The organism is Spongiivirga citrea, assembly GCF_010671565.1.
Classification (GTDB): Bacteria; Bacteroidota; Bacteroidia; order Flavobacteriales; family Flavobacteriaceae; genus Spongiivirga; species Spongiivirga citrea.
Genome location: NZ_JAABOQ010000001.1, coordinates 447170 through 469321, shown reverse-complemented (window position 1 = coordinate 469321; position 22152 = coordinate 447170). Strand labels below are relative to the sequence as shown.

Here is a 22152-nt window from a genome sequence, read left to right as displayed (position 1 = left end):
TAACTTTCAAATTCAATGAATACTAGTCAAATTATATACCAGTTAATAAAAACTGCCGTTCTGTCATCTTTGGAATAAAAAACAATGTCAAAATGACACTTTTTTGTTTTATATAATAAGAACCCGACTTTGAACCTGTCAAAATCGGATTCTTTCTCCTAAGGTTTGTTTGTTATTTACTTTTCTTAATAGTTACAGGAAGTTTGAATTCTGGTAAGTCTTCCTTGTTAACTTTAGTGTCAAGTTTTTTATAGTTTAAGCTAGATTTTATATAGCTTCTTACACGCTGATCTTTAGAGTCGATTGATAAAACGACAATTTCATTTTCGTCATTTAATGTAAATTTTACTAAGGTTCTTACATCCTCATTTAAATCAAATTCTGGGGTTTTTAAGAGCTTAGTCATTTCGGCAGAAATGGCTGCGTTGTTAATTGTTTTTGGTTCTGTTTCGTTCGCGAGAACACTTCCTACGGCAAAAACGGTTGCCAATAAGAAAACACTGATTTTTTTCATAATGTTCTATTTAATGATTGATACTATAAAGACGGTCAAACAATAAGAAGTGTTACAAGCCGTTTTACCTTTTAACGTACTTTAACGTTGATTGGCAATTTGTTAACGCTGTTTCAATGTGGAGCGAATAACTATTCTTAGTGTATGAAGTATGTGATATTGGTTCTCACAATTCTGCTAGTATCCTGTTCTGGTTATGAAGACTCGCGAATTGATCCGAGCTTTCAACCAGAGATAGAAGAATCTGACCTCCATAAGGACGGAGAGGTTGAAACGCTATTTGCCAATAATTCGAAAGGGGTAAATATTGTGATTATGGGGGACGGCTTTGTTAGAAATGATCTACAAATTAACGGGGCCTATGAGCAAGAAGTGAAGGAACAGATTGATTTTTTATTTACGATTCCACCATTCAAAGGACGAGAGCAGTTTTTTAATGTTCATATAGTTTATACTGAATCTCAGGAGACAGGAGTCGATGGCTTTAATGATACAACGTACGATACGGCATTGGACCTCAGGCTTTCTGAAAACAATTTTTTTAATGCACCAAGAGCAATTGTATTTGTTAATGATGAGGAAGTAGTTTATAAATATGCCGAAAGAGCGGTGCCAGCCCGAGAAAACATTCATTTAATTATGATTGTATCAAAGGGAAGTTTTATTAACGGAGCGGCCAATGGAATAATGGCAATTGCTAGTGAGAATAATTTAGAAACAATGGTTCATGAGGTGGGTCATGCTTTAGGTGGCTTGGCGGATGAATATTTTTTTGAAGAAAATCGAGATGAGAATTATGATGCATCCTTCGTTAATAACCTAGATAATACAAATGATCTAACGGCTATAAAATGGAATTACATTGCAGCCCATCCAAACTATTCTGATTTTGTTGGAGCCTATGAAGGTGGGGGTTATGTGCCAAATAATGTCTGGCGACCGGAACAGGAAAGTTTAATGAAAGGAGGATGGAGGTTCTTCAATACACCGTCAAGGGAGCAAATAGTAAAACGAATTCATGAAATAAACGAATTACCTTATTCTTTTGAAGATGATTTTATCAATAATGATGAGTTTGTAAGATCATCGAAGCAAGGAACCTCAAAACTTTATTTACCTCTTCAAGGTTGTGTGTCGACAAAAAAATAAGAGGAAGAAAAAATCTCCCTCTTATTTCTAAATATTATTTATCTGATTAAGATAATTTATCCGATAACAGCCTGTACTTTGTCAGCTGCTTCTTGAAACTGTACAGCCGATTGTACATCCAGTCCTGAATTGTCAATTAATTCTTTTGCGATATCTGCATTTGTACCTTGCAATCTTACGATGATTGGCACTTTAATAGCATCACCCATATTCTTATAAGCATCAACAACACCTTGTGCTACACGATCACAACGAACGATACCACCAAAAATGTTGATTAAGATTGCTTTTACATTAGGGTCTTTTAGAATGATACGGAAGGCTTCCTCAACGCGCTTCGCATCAGCAGTACCACCAACATCTAAAAAGTTTGCAGGTTCACCTCCAGCTTGCTTGATAAGGTCCATAGTTGCCATAGCGAGGCCAGCACCATTTACCATACAGCCAACATTTCCGTCAAGATCTACGTAGTTTAATCCAACTTCTTTGGCTTCAACTTCAATAGGATTCTCCTCACGAAGATCGCGCATATCAACATAGTCTCTATGTCTGTACAATGCGTTATCATCTATCGTTACCTTGGCATCGACAGCCATGATTTTATCATCAGTTGTTTTTAAAACAGGATTAATCTCAAATAATGAAGCGTCTGAACTAACATAGGCCTTATATAAAGCTGATACGAATTTGGTCATATCTTTAAATGCAGCTCCACTTAAACCTAGGTTAAATGCAACCCTTCTTGCTTGAAACGGCATTAATCCTACAGATGGATCGATCTCTTCGGTAAAAATTAAATGCGGCGTTTCTTCTGCAACAGTCTCAATGTCCATACCACCTTCGGTACTGTACATGATCATATTCCGACCGCTAGAACGGTTTAATAAAACTGACATATAAAACTCTTTTGTTTCACCACCTTCAGTAGGATAGTAAACATCTTCAGCAACCAATACTTGATGTACTTTTTTACCTTCAGCAGATGTTTGCGGAGTGATCAAGTTCATCCCGATAATCTGTCCAGCAATTTCTTCTACTTGTTCAAGGTTTTTGGCAAGTTTAACGCCACCACCTTTACCACGACCACCTGCATGAACTTGGGCTTTTATTACATGCCACCCTGTTCCTGTTTCAGCGGTTAGTTGCTTTGCAGCAGCTACTGCTTCATTTTTATTTTGAGCTACGATACCGCGTTGTATGCGAACACCGAAACTGTTTAATATTTCTTTTCCTTGATATTCGTGTAAATTCATCTTGGTTGAATGCTATTATGCTTTATACGATTGCAAAAATAGGAAACCATTTAGAGAATTTCGATATAATTAGTGGCAACTTTACAAAAAGGAATTAGACAGAGAAGTCTTTAAAATCTAGTGGGTCGTAGTTGCGAAAATGACCATTCATTTGGATGATGGATTTTGTTCGATTCACCTCGTCGAGCACCGGAATGATTTCACGAATATGATCGATCATAAATTGTAACCTTTCCTGTTCACTGGTAAGACCAAGAAGGTCATGTTCTTGCTTAATGCTCATCCCAATTCTATGGGCGTATTGATAGCTGTTGGTTACCGTGTCAATATCTTTAGGAAGATCGGTATCTATAAGATCGTACAATTTATTAATTAGTTGAAAGAGAAGGTTACGTTGTGCTTCAGTACCATCATCAATATCACTAATCCAGGTAACGCGACCACCGGCATATAGTTTGTCTTCAAGCGGATTGATAAAATCATCTATCTTAAAAACCCGACCCGCTACGCAAATAATATCAGAAGCTCCATTCTCATATCGGTTTACTACGGAATCCAATTTTATTTCGGTGCCATATTTTAGTTGATCATCAACAACAGCTGGAATGCCAAAAGTGATGTCCAGTTCTTCACAATCTTGAATCAATTGCTGGTACCGGTCTTCAAAAATATGTAGCGGAATACGCTCGCCAGGATAAGCAACTAGTTGTAGGGGGAATAGTGGCAGGATTTCAGACATTTTTTCTTTTTCATTTTAAATGTACGAAAATATCAATAATTTATATTTGTTATAAATACAACATTTTGTTGTAAATTTATAAAAATCAATATTGGAATTTGTTTCAGAAAAACATCATTACTAGTTTTATCAAAAATTAGAACATGAATACGACCGATCTTTTAAATGTGGCGTCTGAATTTGGCAGCCCATTATATGTATATGACTCCGACACTATTGTCAATCAATACAATCGACTTAATAATGCATTTGGCGCTGTACCAAATTTAAGACTTAATTACGCTTGTAAAGCGCTCAGCAATATCTCTATTTTAAAATTGATGAACCAATTAGGAGCTGGTCTTGATACTGTTTCTATTCAAGAGGTGAAACTTGGTTTGGCAGCTGGCTTTGCTGCCGAGCGAATTATTTTTACTCCAAACGGTGTCTCGCTGCAAGAAATAGAAGAAGTTACTTCACTAGGAGCTCAAATAAATATTGATAATCTTTCAATTCTCGAACAGTTCGGTACCAGACATCCGGACGTTCCTGTTTGTATTAGAATTAATCCGCATGTAATGGCAGGAGGGAATACCAATATTTCGGTAGGTCATATCGATTCCAAATTCGGAATAAGCATCCACCAAATTCCACATTTGTTGCGCATTGTTGAAAATACGGGAATGAACATTAACGGTATTCACATGCACACAGGAAGTGATATTTTAGATATCGATGTATTCCTGTATGCTTCTGAAATCTTGTTTGAGACCGCCAAGAATTTTAAAGATCTAGAATTTATCGATTTTGGTAGCGGATTTAAAGTGCCCTATAAAGCTGGCGATATAGAAACAAATATAGAAGAGCTAGGAGAAAAATTGTCAACTAGATTTAATGAGTTCTGTACCGAATATGGTCGAGATCTCACCCTAGCTTTTGAACCAGGTAAATTTTTGGTAAGTGAAGCAGGATATTTTCTTGCCAAGGTAAATGTGGTAAAACAAACCACATCAACCGTTTTTGCGCAGGTAGATTCTGGTTTTAATCATTTAATCCGTCCGATGTTGTATGGTTCGCAGCATGAAATAGAAAATATATCCAATCCAAAAGGACGTGAGCGTTTTTATTCAGTGGTTGGTTATATCTGTGAAACGGATACGTTTGCTAACAATCGTCGTATTAATGAAATATCAGAAGGCGATATTCTCTGCTTCAAAAATGCTGGTGCTTATTGCATGACCATGGCATCTAATTACAATTCACGATACCGTCCTGCCGAAGTCCTATGGCATCAAAATAAAGCCCACTTAATTCGTAAGAGGGAAACCTTTGACGATCTACTTCATAATCAAGTTGATGTTGATTTATCAATAGCATTGAATAAAGAAGTGTTGGTTAAATAGACATATCTAAGTTTAATACACAAGCCTTAACATTATTGTTAGGGCTTTTTTTATCTTTAAAAGATAAACAGCCAATCCATGAGCCGACTGACCATTCTTTTTGCGATACTATTTATGGTGTCTTGTAAAAAAGATCAAACACCGATTGAAAAGATTTTGGATGCAGATAATCCTATTCTTAAAAAAGTAATGAATGATCTTGAAGGTCATGAGGTGCAAATACTGTACACCCAGATTGATCGAGATAGTGTTGGCAAGCCTTACTTTACAGATCACAGTTTTCAGCTAGATAATAATCAATACTTCTATCCTGCTAGTACTGTAAAAATGCCAATTGCCTTTCTTGCTTTAGAGAAATTGAAGGCAATGCAGCAGAACAATATCAATGTAAATAGAAATACACCTTATCAATTCGAAGGCGACAGCATTCAACATACCATATCAAAAGATATCATCGAAATTTTCGCTGTAAGCGATAATGCCGCTTTTAACCGATTGTATGAATTTTTAGGCCGAGATTATATCAATCAAAAAATGGAAGAAAAAGGTCTAGTGCCTTCGCGATTGGCACACCGATTATCTATTCCTAATTCTGCAAAAAATGAAACCAAAACAATGATGTTTTTCATAGGGGATAGTTTAGCGCATCGACAAGAAAGTATCAAGAATCAGGTAGTTATGCCAATAGCCATTACTAAAGTTAGTAAAGGAAAAGGATATAAAGAAGGAGGTAAGCTAATAGAAAAACCTATGGATTTTTCTGAAAAGAATTATTATTCACTAAGCGCCATGCACAATAGCATGAAGCAGTTAGTGATTCCTAATTTGTTCGACGAACAGAAGCGTTTTGATATCAGTAAAGTAGATAGAGAGTTTCTCATTGTGGCGATGTCAACGTTACCAAAGGATGTAAAGTTCAAAAAATATGATCCCGAGACCTACTATGATAGTTACGTTAAGTTTTTCATGTACGGCGATAAAAAAGACCCGATTCCTGCTAATGTTTCAGTTTATAACAAGGTGGGGTATGCTTATGGATATTTAACGGACTGTGCTTACATTACTGATTATGAAAATAAGATCGCTTTTATTCTGACAGCCACAATTCATGTCAATGAAAATCAAATTTTTAATGATGATACCTATGAATATGATGAGGTTGGAATTCCTTTTTTAGCTGAATTAGGACGTCAGGTATATCAATATGAACTAAATAGAAAAACGCAAGACCAATGAAAAAGTTAGGTTTCGATTCGTTCACTAAAAAGATTTACATTAAAACAACACTCGAAAAATTGTATTGGTGTTGGGGCACTGCTGATGGCATTGCTTCATGGTTTCTTCGTAATGCTGAGTATATTTCTGATTCTGGTAGCGTGCGAGTACCAGGAGAATTTATTCAAGAAGGAGATTCATATACTTGGATGTGGCATAATTGGGATACTGCAGAAAAAGGAAAAGTAATGGCTGCAAATGGAAAAGATAGTATAGCTTGGAGTTTTGCTGGTGATTGTAAAGTTGAAGTAAACATGTATCAAAAAGGAGATGCAGTTTTGCTAGAGCTTATACAATCTAACATACCGACTGATGATAAAAACAAACTCGATATTCATTATGGTTGTAGTAATGGCTGGACCTTTTGGCTCGCTAATTTAAAAGCATATTTAGAGCATGGTGTTCTGCTTAATGAAACGGAGGTTGATCTTCGTAACGAACCATTAGCGGGTTATGAATTTGTTAATATGTAAAATAGATGTCTCCTTTATTAGGTGTAACGAATTCAAGCAACCATTATATTTACAGTACTAAACAACTTTTATGAGTACCGACTACACTAAAACTTCCTTCAAAAAATTACTGGAAAAATTACAGGAAGAAAGCTGGCAATTAGAACTTATTATTTCTGGTTTTGCCATTTTCGGATTATTCACTGCTTTAGACCCAATTGGTATTGCAGCTACGGAGGCAAGAAATGTAGAGAATCCTGCAGGGTATATCACATTAAACATTGCTCTTATTTCATGTTTTATTTTATTATTCAATTTACTTCTGCATGTTATTTTAAGAGGTTTGTGGATTGGTGCCTTAGGACTACGCTATGTTTCCGGGGACATAGATTATGAGGCTTTGAACTACTCTCCAAAATTCACAAAATACCTTCAGAAGAAAATAGGATCTTTTGATCGATACATAGGAACGCTTGAAAATTATTGTAGTGTCATTTTTGCTATTTCTTTCTTACTCATTTTTTATGTTTTTTCGTTTACACTTATTATACTTTGTATTTTTCTGGTAGCCAATTACATAATTAGCAGCGATGATCTACCAGGCTACATTTCTAATGGATTAGGTATTCCTTTGTTGCTTTTCATTGTCTTTGGTATGTTACTAACTTTTTTTGATTTTATTACACAAGGTTGGTTAAAAAAGAAACAGTGGATTTCTAAAATATACTTTCCCGTTTATTGGGTTTTCAGTTTCATTACATTATCATTTCTATACCGGCCCCTTGTCTACAATTTTCTAGATCACAAGTTTGGTAAGCGTTTGAGTTTTATTCTCGTGCCTTTGTATATAATTATATTATTTGCTAGCTCCTTATATTTCAAAAATTCAAATTATTTCGAGACTTCTGATGTGTCGAACTCGATTTATGCTAACAATAGGAATTATGAGAATCTTCTTGAAGACAAAGACGATGTTTTTATTAATCGTGCGGCAATACCATCTAAAGTAATAACAAAGCCTTACTTACAAGTATTCATTGTTTATGATGATGGTCTAGAAGATGCTGTTTTCGATTTTAATCAAGGTATTGAGCCCGAAGAAGATGATCGAGGTTTACATTTTGATTTACAATTTAATAATGGTAATAATACGCCCAGGCGAAACCGGGACAGTATTAAATTAGAATATTTAAAGACCTTCAACGAGATTGTTACTATAAAAATCGATACGGTTAAGTATAAAAGCGATTTTATTCTTGCGCAAAGTAGAAAAGACGAATTGGGTTTTGAGACTTTTGTAAACTTGAAGGGACTCGAAGAAGGGAAACACTATTTAGATGTTCAACGAAAACGTATTTGGCGGAAGGATACTTCGGACTGGCGTATTGCCAGAATTCCTTTTTGGTATTATAAGGGCCAATAACCACTAAAGATCACAATAAAAAGTAAGTCCATTCATATCGGGATCATAAAATGCAAACTCCTTAGTTCCCCATGGTTTTTCTGATAAGGAAGTGTGGTTATGAAACACACTTTTTAATTTATATTCTTCATAAAGTGATTCAATATGTTGTACTACAAATCGAAGCATTGGCCGATCAATTCCAGCTTCCCATTCGCTTGCATCATGCCATTGTAAATGAATTTCAATCCCGTCTTTGGTGATGCCGGCGTAGGTCGGATTCTTTTCGTCATCAGCAAATGCGACATTAAATCCAAGCTTATCAGTATAGTACAATAAGGATTCGAAAACATTTTTGACTGGTAGCACTGGGTGAATCTCTTTGATATATCCTTTCATCTGTAAAAAATTGTTACGTACTTTACTAGATGAAAATACTCAGAAATATTTTATTAATAGGCACTTTGTCTATTTCAGTGCTTTCTGCTCAAGAGATTGAAGTTCAGTTTGATCATGAGGCCATTCTTGTAAAAGACCTTTCTGAAAGTGCGCAATTTTATATGAATGTTATTGGTTTAAAAGAAATTGAAGACGGCACAGGTCTTGATCATATTCGTTGGTTTTCTTTAGGCAACAATACCGAATTACACATTATTGAAGATAAGAATCATAAGCAAGCCGATGTAAAAGGAGTTCATTTTGCACTTCGTGTAAATGATCTTGATATGTTCATTAAACACCTTCAAAAACAAAAAATAGGTTTTGAAAACTGGTTTGGCAAAGCGAATGCAACAAACGATAGACCAGATGGAATACGACAAGTATATTTAAAAGATCCTAGCGGATATTGGATTGAGATCAATGGCAAATAAACTAAGCAACAAAGGTGTTAGGATTAAAAAATGGGAATTACTTTCTGATAATTGGTACACCTTAAAGAAGTATTTCTTCAATTATCAATTAAAAAATGGCTCTTGGCAAGAGCAGCATCGCGAGGTTTATGATCGTGGTAATGGGGCGGTGATTTTGCTTTACAATAAAGAAAAGAAGACTATTATTCTGACAAGTCAGTTTAGAATTCCGACCTATGTTAACGGGAATGAAACCGGAATGATGATCGAATTGCCGGCTGGTTTGCTAGATGATGAACAACCAGAAGAGGCTATTAAACGAGAAACCGAAGAAGAAACTGGTTATCGCATTTCTAAAGTAAAAAAGGTGTTTGAAGCCTATATGTCTCCCGGATCGGTAAGCGAAATTTTATATTTTTTTATAGCTGAATACGATTCTGAAATGAAAGTCGGAACAGGAGGAGGTCATGACGATGAAACTGAAAATATTGAAGTGCTGGAAATCCCCTTTAAAGAAGCTGTGGCGATGATGCAAAAGGGTGAAATCAAAGATGCAAAGACAATGATGTTATTGCAGTATGCGCAAATAAATAAGCTTATATAAGCTTTTAAGAATGATCCATTATTTCCTTAGGAAACTTATCTTCAATTAATCTAAGGTTGATGCCATATTCTAAATAGCTTTTAAGTCCGATTAACACAATATGGAAGGCCCCAGTGGAATCTTTTATTGCTTCAATAAGATCACTTCCTGTGACTCCTAATTCATAATGCTTGGCAGTCAAAAACGTTGTATTGTCGCTAAGTTCCTTTAGATCAAAATCAACTTTGGTAAAGTTGTCTCCGCCATACCAATTAAACTGAATATGCTTATTCGCAATAATTTTTTGTGCAACAACCTTGGTAGTAATATTGTACATTTCCCATTCCCATATCACTTCTTTTCCAACCGTAAGACGGTCGCTGCCTTTCGTAAACCAAAAATTCTTGGTGATTTCAGGATTGACTAAAGCCTCAAAAACTTCAGAAGCGGGTTTTCTAATACGCATTTGCGCTTCAGAGAAGGGAGTGTCTTGAGTACTCATTTTATTAGGTTTTATTGTTCAATCAATAATACCTAAAGTTACTAAAAATTAGATTTAGCTAATAGCTGGCGCACTCTTGCTGTGCTTTTTTGAATTCAGAAATAAGATCGTAGACGATCTCTGCAGCGGGTTTGATATCGTGAATTAATCCAGCAATTTGACCAATTTCTAGTTCCCCTTCGTCCATATCTCCTTCAAACATACCTTTTTTGGCTCTAGCACGACCAAGTAGTTCTTTCAGTTCATCTATTGATGGCGCTTTTCGATACAATTCCTGGACGTCGTTATAAAACTTATTTTTAATTAGTCGAACAGGTGCCAATTCTTTTAAAGTAAGTTGAGTGTCACCTTCTTTTGCTGCGACTACTGCTTCTTTAAATTTAATGTGTGATGAAGCTTCGTCACTTGCAACAAATCGACTTCCTATCTGAACAGCATCAGCACCCAAAACCATGGTAGCAAGCATTGCTCGACCAGTAGCAATACCACCAGCGGCAATTAGCGGAATTTTGATCTGTTCTTTTACCATGGGAATCAAGGTAAGCGTTGTAGTTTCATCGCGGCCGTTATGCCCACCCGCTTCAAAACCTTCCGCAACAATAGCGTCAACTCCGGCCTCTTGTGCTTTTAGGGCGAACTTTACACTACTTACTACATGTACCACTGTAATGCCTTTTTCTTTGAAATAGGGAGTCCATGTTTTTGGATTTCCTGCCGATGTAAATACGATTTTCACGCCTTCTTCAACAATGATATTCATGATCTCTTCTAGATCGGGATATAACATTGGTACGTTTACGCCAAAAGGTTTATCAGTAGCTTTTTTGCATTTCTGAATATGTTCGCGCAGGACAATAGGATACATTGATCCAGCTCCGATAATTCCCAATCCGCCAGCATTACTTACAGCCGATGCTAACTTCCAACCGCTGGCCCATATCATGCCAGCTTGGATTATGGGACATTTGATGTTGAAAAGTTCGGTGATACGGTTGGTCATTCTAAAGCAGTAATTTTTATTTAGCTTTTCTGTTCTTTATTAAAATACACTAGATAATAATACATCTGCTTTTCTTCATCCCAGCCTTTTTCAACAAACTTCTCTGCAGATTCCGGATTGATAAAATCCATCTTAATTTGAATATTGGTATCTAAATCAATTACATTTTTAATTGTTTTTCTTGCGGCAGAAACGGCTTTATTGGCAATAGGAAAAGAAGTAAGGTCTTCAATTTGATATTTAGGCGCTTTTTCAACCTTATAGTGTTTAAACTCGGGAATCAAATCAGGATTATCAATCACCTCATTTAAAAAAGACGATTCTTCAAAATCATCATTTTTAGCAAAGTGATTTACTGCTCGATTCATGAACATTACTTGTTCTTTCTTATCCTCAGCTGGTAATACCACATCTTTAGCGAAATCTTGACAGAATTTTAAATACTTTTTAGTTTTGAAATTCTCATCATTTAAGGCGTCAACACCAAGAAAATTTTCAAGCCAGTATTTCGTGTCATACCTATTACTGTCAATAGAAAGAATTTTATAACCATTTTCTTTTTCAATATTGAATATCAGGCAGCCTTTATCTAATTTGTTTAAGTTGATACCTTGTTGTAATACCATTTCAAGGTTACTAGATTGCTCTTCAAACTGTAAAAAGTCTTGTTTGATCTCTGACTTAAAAATACCAACAGCCTCGACCTTTTGATTGTCGATTACAACGTTTGTCAGATAGCTCACGTAGACTTCCCCATTTTTGATATGTGGATGTTGTGATTGATCAAAAAGTAAACTCGTTATTTTTTTTGATTGTTCGTGTACTGCTTCAGGCTTATCAAAAATCGCCGATACAATTTCGAATAAACTATTAAAGGTAACATCAACATCGTTCGTAAACTGAAAATAGTTTTCTTCTTTATCTCGAAACGGTTTAAAGAAAAATTCCTTGATCAATGGTTGCAGTTCATCAGTCAATCTACATGGATTTTCTGAAAGAAACATACCTTCATTTCTACTTTTGTTGCCTACTCGGTGCAATGATAGGCTTTCAATATTAACGGGATACAGATTAATCATAAATAGGTATAACTATATTTTTTAGGTGCTTTTTTTGCTTTAATTCCAATTTTCATCAAAGCCTAGTTCGTCGTAATCTTCCGGATCTAGGTCATCGTCCATTCCAACATTGTCTGTTTCAAATTGCTTTTCTGGTACTTCGTCTGGCAGTTGTCCGTGAACGTACATTAGGTTAGGATAATCAGTCCCGTCTAGTACCACAGTAATATCGGCCAACTCGACAAGAAAAGTCCACAAATTAAAGAAATCATAGACGTAAATTAGCTTCGTCTTATCTTCAGACACTACTTCTTCTAGCATGGTTTCTCCCATTAAGCGTACGGGCTGGCTAGAATCACTCATGTCAAAAAGAGAAATCTCTTCGCCTTGATTCCAGTCGTCATCACTTACATAAAAAGAGGCCATTTCTGTTCCATCGAACCCAAATGATTGGGTGATAGCGTTATGAAAATCTTCGAGCGTATGGTGCTTGAGCATTTCGATATCGCGAAAAACATCTTCTTCCGCCTCACTATCGAGTAAGACTCTTAAACGATATAGCATTATAAATTATTTAGCGTGTAAATTTACGAACTTTGAACGGACACACGAGCTTTTCTTGATTCTAAAAACAAGTAATATTGCATCCCGAATAATAGTGTTGCAATGACAAGGTGTATTGGCTGGCTTCCAAATGGAAAATCAACATAATACATTAAAACACCAGTTAGTGCTTCAATACCAATAAATGCCATTACCCAGTTTATTTTTGAAAAACCTAAGCTATTTTTCTTGTTTAAATACCATAAAAAGGCATTGAGTACAACTACTAAAATGGATAGTGATCTATGAATATAAAATGTAATAGTTGGATTGTTCAACCATAATTCAGGTGATTCATATCCTACCTGTTTTATATTCATGTCTACAAACTGCCGCACTTGGGTGCCTAATATTATTTGAATTAAACTTAGAACAACCGCAACGATTAACAGCTTATTAAATGAAGCATTGTAAATGAAATTTGAAACACTTTCTTTACTTCTATAAATCAGACTGAGAATTAGTGCAACAATCAGCAGCGCCACCACCATATGTATCGTAATTTTTACTGGTGCTAAGTTGGAGTCGACAACGGTTTTACCAAGCCAGGCGGTAAATCCTAGCGCTATTAGGGTCAAGACGGATAAATATGCAAGCCATTTATCATCCTTAAATAAGAAAAAAGAAAGTACAGTCATCAGTAGAACGGGAATCCCCGATAATGCACCAAATAGTCGATTTATGTATTCTATCCACGTATGAAGTGGATTGAAAATGGCATAGTCATGTGCGGTATAAGCATCCCAATTTCTTTCGTTGTATGTTGATGATGAAGTGAAATCATTGGGGGTAATTCGAAGCGTTTCATTGACAATTATAATGCGACCTTCGTTGTAAAAAGTATTTGGTTTCCATTCTAGCTCCGCCCGCTCTGTTGGTGGTATCAAGTAACCAAAACATTTTGGCCAATCAGGACAACCCATCCCGCTGCCAGTCATTCGCACTACTGCACCAGCGATGATTACTATATATACCAGAATTAAACTTGCCTTAGCAGCCTTTCTAAAGTTGTTTTTCATGATCTATTTTGAAGAATCTTTTTTTCGTTTCCAAACAAAAATTAAGGCCATAAAAAGTCCGAAGAAAATGAGATTAAAAAGAAACCTCCAAAGTCTAAAGGGCTTATCATCTGAAAAATCTAAAATGGCCATTGCAATAGCAAATGTGCCACCATTGACTAAGAATGATATCAAAAATGTGCGATTTAAATACTTTCTCATTAATTGACTTTTAATCCAAGTTCTTTTCCTTTTTTAAGCATAAGTGCTTTGGCAGCTTCATATTCATTCGGAATATCCCCTTCTAAAATGGCCTCTTTAATGGCCTCTTTAATGATTCCAATCTCACGAGAAGGCTTCAAGTCAAAAGTTTCCATGATTTCTTCTCCCGAAACTGGTGGTTGAAAATTACGAACGTGATCACGTTCTTCAACCTCTACCATTTTTTGACGTACGATCTTAAAATTGTTATGGTATTTTCTAAAGCGCTTAGGGTTCTTAGTAGTAATATCCGCCTCGCATAACGTCATTAAATCTTCTATATAGTCGCCGGCATCAAAAACCAATCTACGAACGGCTGAGTCGGTAACAATATCTTGAGCTAAGACAATAGGTCTTGAACTCATTAGTACCATTTTTTGAACAAACTTCATTTTGTCATTCAATGGCATTCGTAATCTCTTGAATAACTTATAAACCATTTTGGACCCGACAAACTCATGTCCGTGAAAGGTCCATCCCACCTTTTTGCTAAATCGCTTTGTTGGCGCTTTACCAATATCATGTAATAGGGCAGCCCAGCGTAACCATAGATCATCTGTATGTTCGCAAATATTATCAACTACCTCTAGCGTGTGATAGAAATTGTCTTTATGAGTTTGCCCCTCTACTTCTTCAACACCTTTTAGAGCAATTAATTCTGGTAGAATATGAGATAATAAACCTGTTTTTTCAAGCAATATAAAACCGACGGAAGGCTTCGAACTTAGTATTATTTTATGCAATTCGTCATTGATGCGTTCTTTGGAAATTATCATAATACGATCTGCATTATCCTTAATCGCATTAAATGATGCCGTATCTATTTTAAAACCAAGTTGAGTAGCAAACCGAATCGCACGCATCATCCTTAGCGGATCATCGGAATACGTTACATTGGGCTCAAGTGGTGTTTTAATGAGCTTGTTCTTGAGGTCAGTAAAACCATCAAAAGGGTCAACCAACTCTCCATAATTATGCTCATTTAGACTAATGGCCATAGCATTGATGGTAAAATCTCTACGGTTTTGATCATCTTCTAAGGTCCCATTTTCCACGGCCGGTTTACGACTGTTTCGATCATAACTTTCTTTTCTAGCACCCACAAATTCAAGTTCAATATCAGCTGCCTGTACCATCGCAGTACCAAAGTTTTTGAATACTTGTACTTTGGTGTTAGGACCAATATTTTTTGCTACCTGCTTTGCAAGTGCAATTCCGCTACCGACTGCTACAATATCAATGTCTTTGGCATTGTTGCGTTCTAGAATATAATCGCGCACAAATCCGCCTATAACATAGGTCTCAAGATTGGTCTGTTTAGCTGCCTTTGCAACAAGATCAAAAACGGGATTTTTTAATGCTGATTTTAAATTATGGGTACTCACAAATGAGAAAGCTTTTTAATGATAGGAATTTGTCAACAAAGATAATTGTTAATGTTCGAATTATTGTTATTAAATAGAAGCCTTAGTTATGTTTCACCACGAATACACGAATATTTTTTTGATTTTACTTCACAATAAAATATTAAGAAATTAGATATTGGTTTTAAGCCTAGATGATTTTTATTCACTAAGCATACACATATAGATATTCGTGTATTCGTGGTGAAATAGTTGTAGTTTTTCTTTGATCGCTAAATTTTTGTCTAGATTAAAGAACCACTCTTTTATATTCAAAACCTTGTTGACTGAAATTTGCTAGAATGGCAAGTTTATTATTTGAAACTTTTAAATAGTTAATGCATTGCCCTAGTTGAACATCAGTCAATTGTAAAATAGTCTTGACTTCTAAAATAATTTTATCCTGGATTACAAAATCAGCATAAAATTTATGCTCCAGAATAATACCCTTGTAATTTACTTGATATTCTTTTTCACGTTCAAATGGGATATCATTTTTTGCAAACTCGTACTCAATTGCATCTTTGTAAACGATTTCAGAGAATCCACCTCCAAGGTTATTGAAAACCTCATAAAGGCACCCAACAATTTTATAACTTTCTTCTTTGTAAATTATATCTGCCAATCCTATCTTATTTCCTTATTATAGTCACAACCCCACTATTCGATAACTTGATAATAGAGGATGGTTTTGAACCGCTTTTTTCCTTTTGAAGATTGACTACATAGTCCACACCATTTAAAATTTCAGGGCTTATATCCTTAAAAGACTTTGGTGCTGGCATTCCACTAATATTTGCGGATGTAGAAACCAATGGACGCTTTAATTTCTTTATCAGTTGCTGGCAAAAATTATGTTTTACAACACGAATTGCCAACGTATTATCTTCAGCGACTAAGTTGCCTGCTACTCGAATCGGTTGATCATATATAACAGTAGTTGGCTTAAAAGTATTTTTCAAAATATCATAAGCAACTTCTGGAACATTTTCAATATGCTGCTCTAACATTCGATATCCATCAACTAAACAAATCAGGGCTTTACTATCATCACGGTTTTTAAGTTTGTAAACCTGATCAACGGCATCTGCATTTGTCGCATCGCAACCAATGCCCCAAACAGTGTCAGTAGGGTAGAGAATAATGCCTCCTTTTTTTAGAGTGTTTAAGGCGTTGTTTATTTCAGTATCTATAGACATAATGTGGCAAAAGTAGTATTTTTAAGCCTTAAATTGACACATGAAAGTTGCTCTTTTAATCAGTACCTATAATTGGCCCAAAGCGCTAAATCTTGTTTTTAAAAGTATTGCGAATCAATCAAAATTACCAGATGAAGTATTGATTGCTGACGATGGGTCAAAGTCTGATACCAAGGAACTAATTGACGATTATAGAAATAAAATATCATCAACAATTCATCATGTTTGGCATGAAGATATTGGATTTCGGAAAGGTGTTGTCTTGAATAAAGCTCTTGCATTATCTAAGGCGGATTATATTATTCAAATTGATGGCGACTGTATTTTACATGAAAAGTGTGTTGAAGATCATTTAAGTTTCGCCGAGAAGGGACTTTATCTATATGGCACAAGGGTTCACATTAAGCAACCTTATGTTTCTAAAATAGAGGATACGGGTCAGATCCACTTTTCTATTTTGCATCCTTCTTTAGGGAAAAGACCAAGACGTCTAAGAATTCCTTTTTTAAGTAATCTAAGCAAAAAGGAATCGAGTATTTCTAAAAAATTACGTGGATGTAATATGTCATTCTGGAAAGAGGATATTGTGAAAATAAACGGTTTTAACGAGGATATTCACGGTTGGGGAAGAGAAGACTCCGAAATGGCAATCCGGCTTCATAATATCGGTGTTCAATCTCGAAGAATGAAATTTAAAGGGCTCGTTTTTCATTTAGATCATACCATTAGCGATAAAAGTATGATGGATGAGAACAGTAAAATTCAAAACGAGGCAATTAAAAACAAAATAACCTGGGCAGGGAATGGTCTAGATAAGTACCTATAACTCTATATCAAAATAATCAGTCAATGCCTGCCATTGGGTTCTGTTTTTATCCTGATCGATATTGTGTTTTTTCAAAGAAATTGCCTGTGTACCAAAAATAGGAATAGCTTTTTTAGTAGTTTTTTCTGCTTGAACAGATTTAGTTCCTTTTAAAAAGGACATTGCTTTAAACCACAGGTCGTCCGCCTTCGGCGCGAGTTTTAAAAATAGATCAACGTTTAACACTTCACTATCCAGCATTTTTGGCGGATATAATACGCCCTCGGCCCCAATAGGTAATATAGCAGTTTCACTGATTTCATTTTTTTCAGGATATAGCCATTCTTTATAAGGTTTTAAAGTCCCGTCAGAATCATAACGAATATGTCGTGTTTGATTTGCTGTTATTGCCAGAGGATTTTTTAAATGTTCATTATACAGAATTTCTAACCAGTTTTTCCGATAGATCATATCATCATCGCATGTAACAATTATATGATCTGGAAATTTTTCTAGACTGTGAATCAATTTCCGATGCGAAAATGTATAAGGGGACACCTCAATCTCGAAACGCTCGCCAGTAAGTACAATTAGACTGTAGGGAATATTGTTAACATCATTTTCGTTTATCCAAAGCACAACTTTTTCTGGTTTTCTACTTTGATCGAGAATACTGCGAATAGTAATATGTAGCGTTTTAAGCCGGCTTGGTATGGTTGTAAGCGAAACAATTATGGGTAAAGCTTCTTTTTTGCTTCTATGAAGTCTTCTGATAGGAACGAACTTCAAGCGAAGGTTTTGATAAATGGATGCAGGAATTTCTTTAAGCTTCATACCGATTTGTTAGGGTACAAGATATCTAAAAAAGCGGATAACTTTTCTGCGATTAATTCTGGTTTGAACTCTTGATAAAGATGAATAGCATTTTCTTTTTGTTCTTTTCTGTTAAGCTCTCGATATAATTCTGGTTTTACATCCTTTAAATGAATTGCTTGATTGATATCATCCCCAAACAAATGCCAGGCTTCTTTATTTATCCAAGGAGAAAAAATACTGAAGGTCGGAATATTTAACGCCTTGGCCATATTAACAGCACCACCTTCGTTGCCAATTAGTGCATCGCAATGAGATAATAGGGCTAGAAACGAACGGAGTGAAGGCGCAAATGCCTCTAATTTAATTTGCGATTTGGTTTCGTGATTACAATGATTGAAAATGGCTTCAGCTTCCTCAAATTGAGAAGGTATATAATTAAATAGGAGGTGAGCTTGCGTTTTACTAGCAATTATATCTAACAGTTTCGCCATGTATGGTATGGGATATGTTTTGTTATGTGAGCTGCCAAGAACTCCGATCATTATGAAATTTTCATTCTGTGATATTCCATGTTCTTTTAGGAAACTAATGGCCTGGTTTAGCTCTTTATCGGTTAAATGGATGGTTGGTTTTACAATTATTTCATCCTCGTTTTTTACAAATGATTCAATCAGTAGTAATCGATCATTAACGGCTAAATCTTTGTTTTTTTGCTGTTGTGAAGCATTGTAGGTTTTGGTGTAGATCCACTTAGAATAGGACTTTTTCCAACCGATCTTTGTTTTTGCTCCTGAGAAGAGTGTTACTAAATTACTCTCCAATTTCCCATAGGCATCAATTACGATATCATATTTTTCTTTCTTAATTGATCGTAGAAATCGATAGAACTTGTACTTGCTTGAGCGAAAATCTTTTTTAAAAACAACAATGGAATCAATCGACGGATTCTGCTCGATAACAGCCAACGTATTTTCATTAGCCATATAATGAATTTCATGGTCGGGCTGAGTTTTTTTAAGATTGTCGCAAATGACAGATGAGGTTAAAACATCACCGATCATTTTTTGTTGTATTACCAATATCTTCATATAGAAATTGTTATCAAAAATATTAGTTTTTGCTATGATAGAAAAGAAACTTAACTTCGCAGTAGTTTAAGCGGCTAACTTTTAAATGAATATATCGGTAATCATAAGCACCTATAATGCAGAGGCTTGGCTTGAAAAAGTACTTGTAGGATATGCTATGCAAGATTTTAAAGATTTTGAAATGGTTATAGCCGATGATGGTTCAGGTCCCAAAACTAAGGCTTTAATCGATCGATATCGTTCAATTGTTGATTATTCTATAGTACATGTTTGGCAAGAAGATGACGGATTCCAAAAATCTCGTATTCTTAATAAAGCAGTTGAAGCATGTAGCGCACCATATATCGTAATGAGTGATGGCGATTGTATTCCTAGAAAGGATTTTCTGTCGATTCATGAAGAGCGTAAAGAAAAAGGCTATTTTTTATCGGGTGGATATTTTATGTTGCCGATGAATATTTCTGAGGCCATCGGTGAAGAAGATATTAGATCAGGACGTTGTTTTGATGCTAAGTGGTTAGCTGCAAATGGGCTTCCTTCTTCCTTTAAAACAAATAAGCTTACTTCTAGCGGATTAAAATCCAAACTACTAAATAAATTGACTCCTACCAATGCAAGTTGGAATGGCCATAACGCTTCTGGTTGGAAAGAAGATATCGTTGCCATAAATGGTTTTGATGAGCGTATGCAGTATGGAGGTCAGGATCGCGAATTGGGAGAGCGCCTTTTCAATTCAGGGATTAAATCAAAACAAATACGCTATAGTGCTATCTGTATTCACTTAGACCACCCACGTGGTTATAAGAATAAAGAGTCAATCGCGAAAAACAGGGCTATTCGTTTTGAGACTCGTTCTAAAAAATTAAAATGGACAGATTATGGGATTCGAAAGGATGCCGATGTCCTTAGTGAGACAGCTTAATTATCCTTCCAGTTTTCCTGCTAGTTCAAACCAACGTTCTTCTTTGGTTTCAATATTCTTAATTACTTGCTCAAGTTCTTTTGATTGCTCTAATATGGCTTCATTGTCTAGAGTTCCTTCCGCAAATAAAGCCTCCATTTCTTTTTTACGATATTCCAGTTGTTTGAGTTCACGCTCGATTTTTTCGTATTCCTTCTGTTCGTTATAAGAGAGTTTTCCGGCAGTATTATCTTTTTTCCAGTCGGTTTTTTCAGTTTTTATTTCCTTAATTTGAGCTGCAACAGGAGTACTGTCTTCATAAGCTCTGAAATCAGAATAATTACCGGGAAAATCCTCAATAACACCCTCGCCTCTAAAAACAAATAGGTGGTCGACAATCTTATCCATAAAATAGCGATCGTGAGAAACAACCAATAGACAGCCCGGAAAATCTAATAAGAAACTTTCAAGAACGTTCAAGGTAACGATGTCTAGGTCATTCGTAGGCTCATCTAGAATTAAAAAATTTGGGTTTTGAATAAGAACTGTACATAAGTAGAGTCGTTTTCTTTCTCCACCACTTAATTTTTCTACAAAATCATAAGATTTTTTTCTGTCAAACAAAAAGCGTTCTAAAAGTTGTTGCGCTGATATTTGACGCCCTTTTTTAAGCGGGATGTAATCACCAAACTCTCTAATAACCTCAATAACCTTTTGTCCTGGTTTTATATTGATTCCTTTTTGAGTGTAGTAGCCGAACTTTATGGTTTCTCCAGTAATGATTTTACCAGCATCTGGTTGTAATGCACCAGTAATCATATTCAAAAATGTAGATTTACCCGTTCCATTTTTTCCGATAATTCCAACACGTTCTCCTGGTTGAAAACTATGATCAAATTGTTTTAATATAATCTTATCGTCAAAAGACTTAGATAGTTTATGCAATTCGACAACCTTGTTGCCCATTCGTTCCATGTTGATCTCGAGCTGCATGGTATGATTTTCTCGCCGTTTATGGGCCTTAGCTTTTATTTCGGAAAAATCATCAATGCGAGATTTAGATTTCGTGGTACGCGCTTTTGGTTGTCGTCGCATCCATTCCAATTCCTTTTTATATAGCTGTTTTGCTTTTCCCGTATTTACAGCTTCTAATTGCAGCCTAGCTTCTTTCTTTTCTAAATAGTACGAATAGTTTCCTTTGTAACTATAAAGTTGACCATCTTCTAACTCGACAATTTCATTACAAACACGTTCTAAAAAATAGCGATCGTGCGTTACCATGAACAGGGTGATATTCTCTTTTGCAAAGTAATCTTCTAGCCACTCAATCATCTCTAGATCTAAGTGGTTCGTAGGCTCATCCAATATTAACAGATCTGGTTTATTCAACAATGCATTCGCCATTGCTAACCTTTTTTTCTGCCCGCCTGATAGTAGGTGCACCTTTCTATCTAACTGGTCCAACTTAAGCTTAAAAAGGACCTGCTTGTATTGGGTTTCAAAATCCCATGCTTGTAGCTGCTCCATTTCGTCAAAAGCTTTTTGGTAAGCATCTTGATCTTCTGGATTGTTTAATGCCTTTTCATAACGTTCAATGACCTTTAAAATATCATTATCCGAAGCAAAAATTGTTTCTTCTATCGTTAGATTACCATCTAGATTAGGTTCTTGAGGTAGGAATGATATCTTGATTCCTTTTCTGCTTACTACTTGCCCAGAATCGGGTGGAGTTATGCCAGCAATAATATCTAAGATGGATGTTTTTCCCGTTCCGTTTTTAGCGACAAAGGCTATTTTTTGGTCTTTATTGATGCCAAATGAGATGTCACTAAATAGAACGCGTTCGCCAAAGGCTTTTGAAATATTTTCAACTGAAAGGTAGTTCACTAGAAGCTATAAATAGAATTCCTGCCAAAGG

General features: G+C 35.6%; 25 protein-coding genes. 9 read left to right on the top strand and 16 right to left on the bottom strand.

Annotated features, from left to right (window positions below; all coding sequences use genetic code 11):
- Positions 1-172 precede the first annotated feature (172 nt).
- Complete coding sequence (locus GWK10_RS02080) at positions 173-514, bottom strand: hypothetical protein (RefSeq protein ID WP_164029237.1); 342 nt, start codon at positions 512-514, stop codon at positions 173-175.
- A gap of 144 nt (positions 515-658) precedes the next feature.
- On the opposite strand from GWK10_RS02080, the gene GWK10_RS02075 reads away from it, so the two are divergent.
- On the top strand, positions 659-1663 hold the full coding sequence (locus tag GWK10_RS02075) for a M64 family metallopeptidase (protein ID WP_164029236.1): 1005 nt from the start codon (positions 659-661) through the stop codon (positions 1661-1663).
- Between the two features lie 56 nt (positions 1664-1719).
- Here GWK10_RS02075 and sucC read toward each other — a convergent pair whose 3' ends face one another.
- Positions 1720-2916, bottom strand: coding sequence for an ADP-forming succinate--CoA ligase subunit beta (sucC, locus tag GWK10_RS02070; RefSeq protein ID WP_164029235.1), 1197 nt, complete (start codon positions 2914-2916; stop codon positions 1720-1722).
- Positions 2917-3010: 94 nt separating this feature from the next.
- Positions 3011-3655 (bottom strand): LON peptidase substrate-binding domain-containing protein, encoded by a 645-nt coding sequence (locus GWK10_RS02065; RefSeq protein ID WP_164029234.1) that lies wholly within the window; start codon positions 3653-3655, stop codon positions 3011-3013.
- 143 nt (positions 3656-3798) lie between these two features.
- Here GWK10_RS02065 and lysA point away from each other — a divergent pair, with 143 nt between their 5' ends.
- The 4 genes from lysA (at position 3799) to GWK10_RS02045 (ending at position 8187) form a co-directional block, all read left to right on the top strand.
- Positions 3799-5037, top strand: coding sequence for a diaminopimelate decarboxylase (lysA, locus tag GWK10_RS02060; RefSeq protein WP_164029233.1), 1239 nt, complete (start codon positions 3799-3801; stop codon positions 5035-5037).
- A 78-nt stretch (positions 5038-5115) separates the two neighbouring features.
- Positions 5116-6273: a serine hydrolase gene (locus GWK10_RS02055; RefSeq protein WP_164029232.1), complete on the top strand. Its 1158-nt coding sequence runs from the start codon at positions 5116-5118 to the stop codon at positions 6271-6273.
- Complete coding sequence (locus GWK10_RS02050; protein WP_164029231.1) at positions 6270-6785, top strand: SRPBCC family protein; 516 nt, start codon at positions 6270-6272, stop codon at positions 6783-6785. Before GWK10_RS02055 ends, GWK10_RS02050 begins: the two co-directional genes overlap by 4 nt.
- A 70-nt stretch (positions 6786-6855) precedes the next feature.
- The gene (locus tag GWK10_RS02045; protein WP_164029230.1) at positions 6856-8187 is read left to right on the top strand and encodes an APC family permease; all 1332 of its coding nucleotides are present in this window, start codon (positions 6856-6858) and stop codon (positions 8185-8187) included.
- A 3-nt stretch (positions 8188-8190) separates the two neighbouring features.
- Here the strand turns inward: GWK10_RS02045 and GWK10_RS02040 are convergent, their stop codons facing one another.
- The gene (locus GWK10_RS02040; protein ID WP_164029229.1) at positions 8191-8565 is read right to left on the bottom strand and encodes a VOC family protein; all 375 of its coding nucleotides are present in this window, start codon (positions 8563-8565) and stop codon (positions 8191-8193) included.
- Positions 8566-8594: 29 nt separating this feature from the next.
- Here GWK10_RS02040 and GWK10_RS02035 point away from each other — a divergent pair, with 29 nt between their 5' ends.
- Both GWK10_RS02035 and GWK10_RS02030 read left to right on the top strand, forming a co-directional pair.
- Complete coding sequence (locus GWK10_RS02035) at positions 8595-9038, top strand: VOC family protein (RefSeq protein WP_164029228.1); 444 nt, start codon at positions 8595-8597, stop codon at positions 9036-9038.
- A complete protein-coding gene (locus tag GWK10_RS02030) occupies positions 9028-9621 on the top strand; it encodes an NUDIX domain-containing protein (protein WP_164029227.1) in 594 nt (197 codons plus the stop codon). Before GWK10_RS02035 ends, GWK10_RS02030 begins: the two co-directional genes overlap by 11 nt.
- Before the next feature lie 4 nt (positions 9622-9625).
- On the opposite strand, the gene GWK10_RS02025 is transcribed toward GWK10_RS02030, so the two are convergent.
- The 9 genes from GWK10_RS02025 to GWK10_RS01985 form a co-directional block, all read right to left on the bottom strand.
- Positions 9626-10102, bottom strand: a complete 477-nt coding sequence (locus GWK10_RS02025; protein ID WP_164029226.1) for an SRPBCC domain-containing protein — start codon at positions 10100-10102, stop codon at positions 9626-9628.
- 58 nt (positions 10103-10160) lie between these two features.
- Positions 10161-11102, bottom strand: coding sequence for an NAD(P)H-dependent flavin oxidoreductase (locus tag GWK10_RS02020; protein WP_164029225.1), 942 nt, complete (start codon positions 11100-11102; stop codon positions 10161-10163).
- Positions 11103-11122: 20 nt separating this feature from the next.
- Positions 11123-12181, bottom strand: a complete 1059-nt coding sequence (locus GWK10_RS02015; protein ID WP_164029224.1) for a nucleoid-associated protein — start codon at positions 12179-12181, stop codon at positions 11123-11125.
- A gap of 39 nt (positions 12182-12220) precedes the next feature.
- Positions 12221-12724: an IS1096 element passenger TnpR family protein gene (locus GWK10_RS02010; RefSeq protein WP_164029223.1), complete on the bottom strand. Its 504-nt coding sequence runs from the start codon at positions 12722-12724 to the stop codon at positions 12221-12223.
- 23 nt (positions 12725-12747) lie between these two features.
- A complete protein-coding gene (locus GWK10_RS02005; protein WP_164029222.1) occupies positions 12748-13782 on the bottom strand; it encodes a COX15/CtaA family protein in 1035 nt (344 codons plus the stop codon).
- A 3-nt stretch (positions 13783-13785) separates the two neighbouring features.
- Entirely contained in the window at positions 13786-13983 is a 198-nt protein-coding gene (locus tag GWK10_RS02000; protein WP_164029221.1) for a hypothetical protein, read from the bottom strand.
- Positions 13983-15407: a CCA tRNA nucleotidyltransferase gene (locus tag GWK10_RS01995; protein ID WP_164029220.1), complete on the bottom strand. Its 1425-nt coding sequence runs from the start codon at positions 15405-15407 to the stop codon at positions 13983-13985. The genes GWK10_RS02000 and GWK10_RS01995 overlap by 1 nt, the downstream gene beginning before the upstream one ends.
- A gap of 268 nt (positions 15408-15675) precedes the next feature.
- Positions 15676-16050: a GxxExxY protein gene (locus GWK10_RS01990; protein WP_164029219.1), complete on the bottom strand. Its 375-nt coding sequence runs from the start codon at positions 16048-16050 to the stop codon at positions 15676-15678.
- 7 nt (positions 16051-16057) lie between these two features.
- A complete protein-coding gene (locus GWK10_RS01985; protein WP_164029218.1) occupies positions 16058-16624 on the bottom strand; it encodes an L-threonylcarbamoyladenylate synthase in 567 nt (188 codons plus the stop codon).
- Between the two features lie 40 nt (positions 16625-16664).
- Here GWK10_RS01985 and GWK10_RS01980 point away from each other — a divergent pair, with 40 nt between their 5' ends.
- Positions 16665-17450, top strand: coding sequence for a glycosyltransferase family 2 protein (locus GWK10_RS01980; RefSeq protein ID WP_164029217.1), 786 nt, complete (start codon positions 16665-16667; stop codon positions 17448-17450).
- Here GWK10_RS01980 and GWK10_RS01975 read toward each other — a convergent pair.
- Positions 17445-18263, bottom strand: coding sequence for a glycosyltransferase family A protein (locus GWK10_RS01975; protein WP_164029216.1), 819 nt, complete (start codon positions 18261-18263; stop codon positions 17445-17447). The two genes, GWK10_RS01980 and GWK10_RS01975, sit on opposite strands and share 6 nt — an antisense overlap.
- Positions 18260-19333 (bottom strand): glycosyltransferase family 9 protein, encoded by a 1074-nt coding sequence (locus GWK10_RS01970; protein ID WP_164029215.1) that lies wholly within the window; start codon positions 19331-19333, stop codon positions 18260-18262. Before GWK10_RS01970 ends, GWK10_RS01975 begins: the two co-directional genes overlap by 4 nt.
- Before the next feature lie 85 nt (positions 19334-19418).
- Between GWK10_RS01970 and GWK10_RS01965 the strand changes: the two genes are divergently transcribed.
- Positions 19419-20255: a glycosyltransferase family 2 protein gene (locus GWK10_RS01965; protein ID WP_164029214.1), complete on the top strand. Its 837-nt coding sequence runs from the start codon at positions 19419-19421 to the stop codon at positions 20253-20255.
- On the opposite strand, the gene GWK10_RS01960 is transcribed toward GWK10_RS01965, so the two are convergent.
- Positions 20256-22121, bottom strand: a complete 1866-nt coding sequence (locus tag GWK10_RS01960; RefSeq protein ID WP_164029213.1) for an ABC-F family ATP-binding cassette domain-containing protein — start codon at positions 22119-22121, stop codon at positions 20256-20258.
- Between the last annotated feature and the right edge of the window lie 31 nt (positions 22122-22152).

Excerpts from the sequence above, each read along its gene's own strand:
- GWK10_RS01980 (WP_164029217.1), top strand. The coding sequence starts at position 16,665 with ATGAAAGTTGCTCTTTTAATCAGTACCTATAATTGGCCCAAAGCGCTA.
- GWK10_RS01985 (WP_164029218.1), bottom strand. The coding sequence starts at position 16,624 with ATGTCTATAGATACTGAAATAAACAACGCCTTAAACACTCTAAAAAAA.
- GWK10_RS02010 (WP_164029223.1), bottom strand. The coding sequence starts at position 12,724 with ATGCTATATCGTTTAAGAGTCTTACTCGATAGTGAGGCGGAAGAAGAT.
- GWK10_RS02040 (WP_164029229.1), bottom strand. The coding sequence starts at position 8,565 with ATGAAAGGATATATCAAAGAGATTCACCCAGTGCTACCAGTCAAAAAT.
- GWK10_RS02025 (WP_164029226.1), bottom strand. The coding sequence starts at position 10,102 with ATGAGTACTCAAGACACTCCCTTCTCTGAAGCGCAAATGCGTATTAGA.
- GWK10_RS01965 (WP_164029214.1), top strand. The coding sequence starts at position 19,419 with ATGAATATATCGGTAATCATAAGCACCTATAATGCAGAGGCTTGGCTT.
- GWK10_RS02055 (WP_164029232.1), top strand. The coding sequence starts at position 5,116 with ATGAGCCGACTGACCATTCTTTTTGCGATACTATTTATGGTGTCTTGT.
- GWK10_RS02000 (WP_164029221.1), bottom strand. The coding sequence starts at position 13,983 with ATGAGAAAGTATTTAAATCGCACATTTTTGATATCATTCTTAGTCAAT.
- GWK10_RS02075 (WP_164029236.1), top strand. The coding sequence starts at position 659 with ATGAAGTATGTGATATTGGTTCTCACAATTCTGCTAGTATCCTGTTCT.
- GWK10_RS02035 (WP_164029228.1), top strand. The coding sequence starts at position 8,595 with ATGAAAATACTCAGAAATATTTTATTAATAGGCACTTTGTCTATTTCA.
- GWK10_RS02030 (WP_164029227.1), top strand. The coding sequence starts at position 9,028 with ATGGCAAATAAACTAAGCAACAAAGGTGTTAGGATTAAAAAATGGGAA.
- GWK10_RS02020 (WP_164029225.1), bottom strand. The coding sequence starts at position 11,102 with ATGACCAACCGTATCACCGAACTTTTCAACATCAAATGTCCCATAATC.
- GWK10_RS02005 (WP_164029222.1), bottom strand. The coding sequence starts at position 13,782 with ATGAAAAACAACTTTAGAAAGGCTGCTAAGGCAAGTTTAATTCTGGTA.
- GWK10_RS01970 (WP_164029215.1), bottom strand. The coding sequence starts at position 19,333 with ATGAAGATATTGGTAATACAACAAAAAATGATCGGTGATGTTTTAACC.
- sucC (WP_164029235.1), bottom strand. The coding sequence starts at position 2,916 with ATGAATTTACACGAATATCAAGGAAAAGAAATATTAAACAGTTTCGGT.
- GWK10_RS02080 (WP_164029237.1), bottom strand. The coding sequence starts at position 514 with ATGAAAAAAATCAGTGTTTTCTTATTGGCAACCGTTTTTGCCGTAGGA.
- GWK10_RS01975 (WP_164029216.1), bottom strand. The coding sequence starts at position 18,263 with ATGAAGCTTAAAGAAATTCCTGCATCCATTTATCAAAACCTTCGCTTG.
- GWK10_RS02050 (WP_164029231.1), top strand. The coding sequence starts at position 6,270 with ATGAAAAAGTTAGGTTTCGATTCGTTCACTAAAAAGATTTACATTAAA.
- GWK10_RS02015 (WP_164029224.1), bottom strand. The coding sequence starts at position 12,181 with ATGATTAATCTGTATCCCGTTAATATTGAAAGCCTATCATTGCACCGA.
- GWK10_RS02065 (WP_164029234.1), bottom strand. The coding sequence starts at position 3,655 with ATGTCTGAAATCCTGCCACTATTCCCCCTACAACTAGTTGCTTATCCT.
- lysA (WP_164029233.1), top strand. The coding sequence starts at position 3,799 with ATGAATACGACCGATCTTTTAAATGTGGCGTCTGAATTTGGCAGCCCA.
- GWK10_RS02045 (WP_164029230.1), top strand. The coding sequence starts at position 6,856 with ATGAGTACCGACTACACTAAAACTTCCTTCAAAAAATTACTGGAAAAA.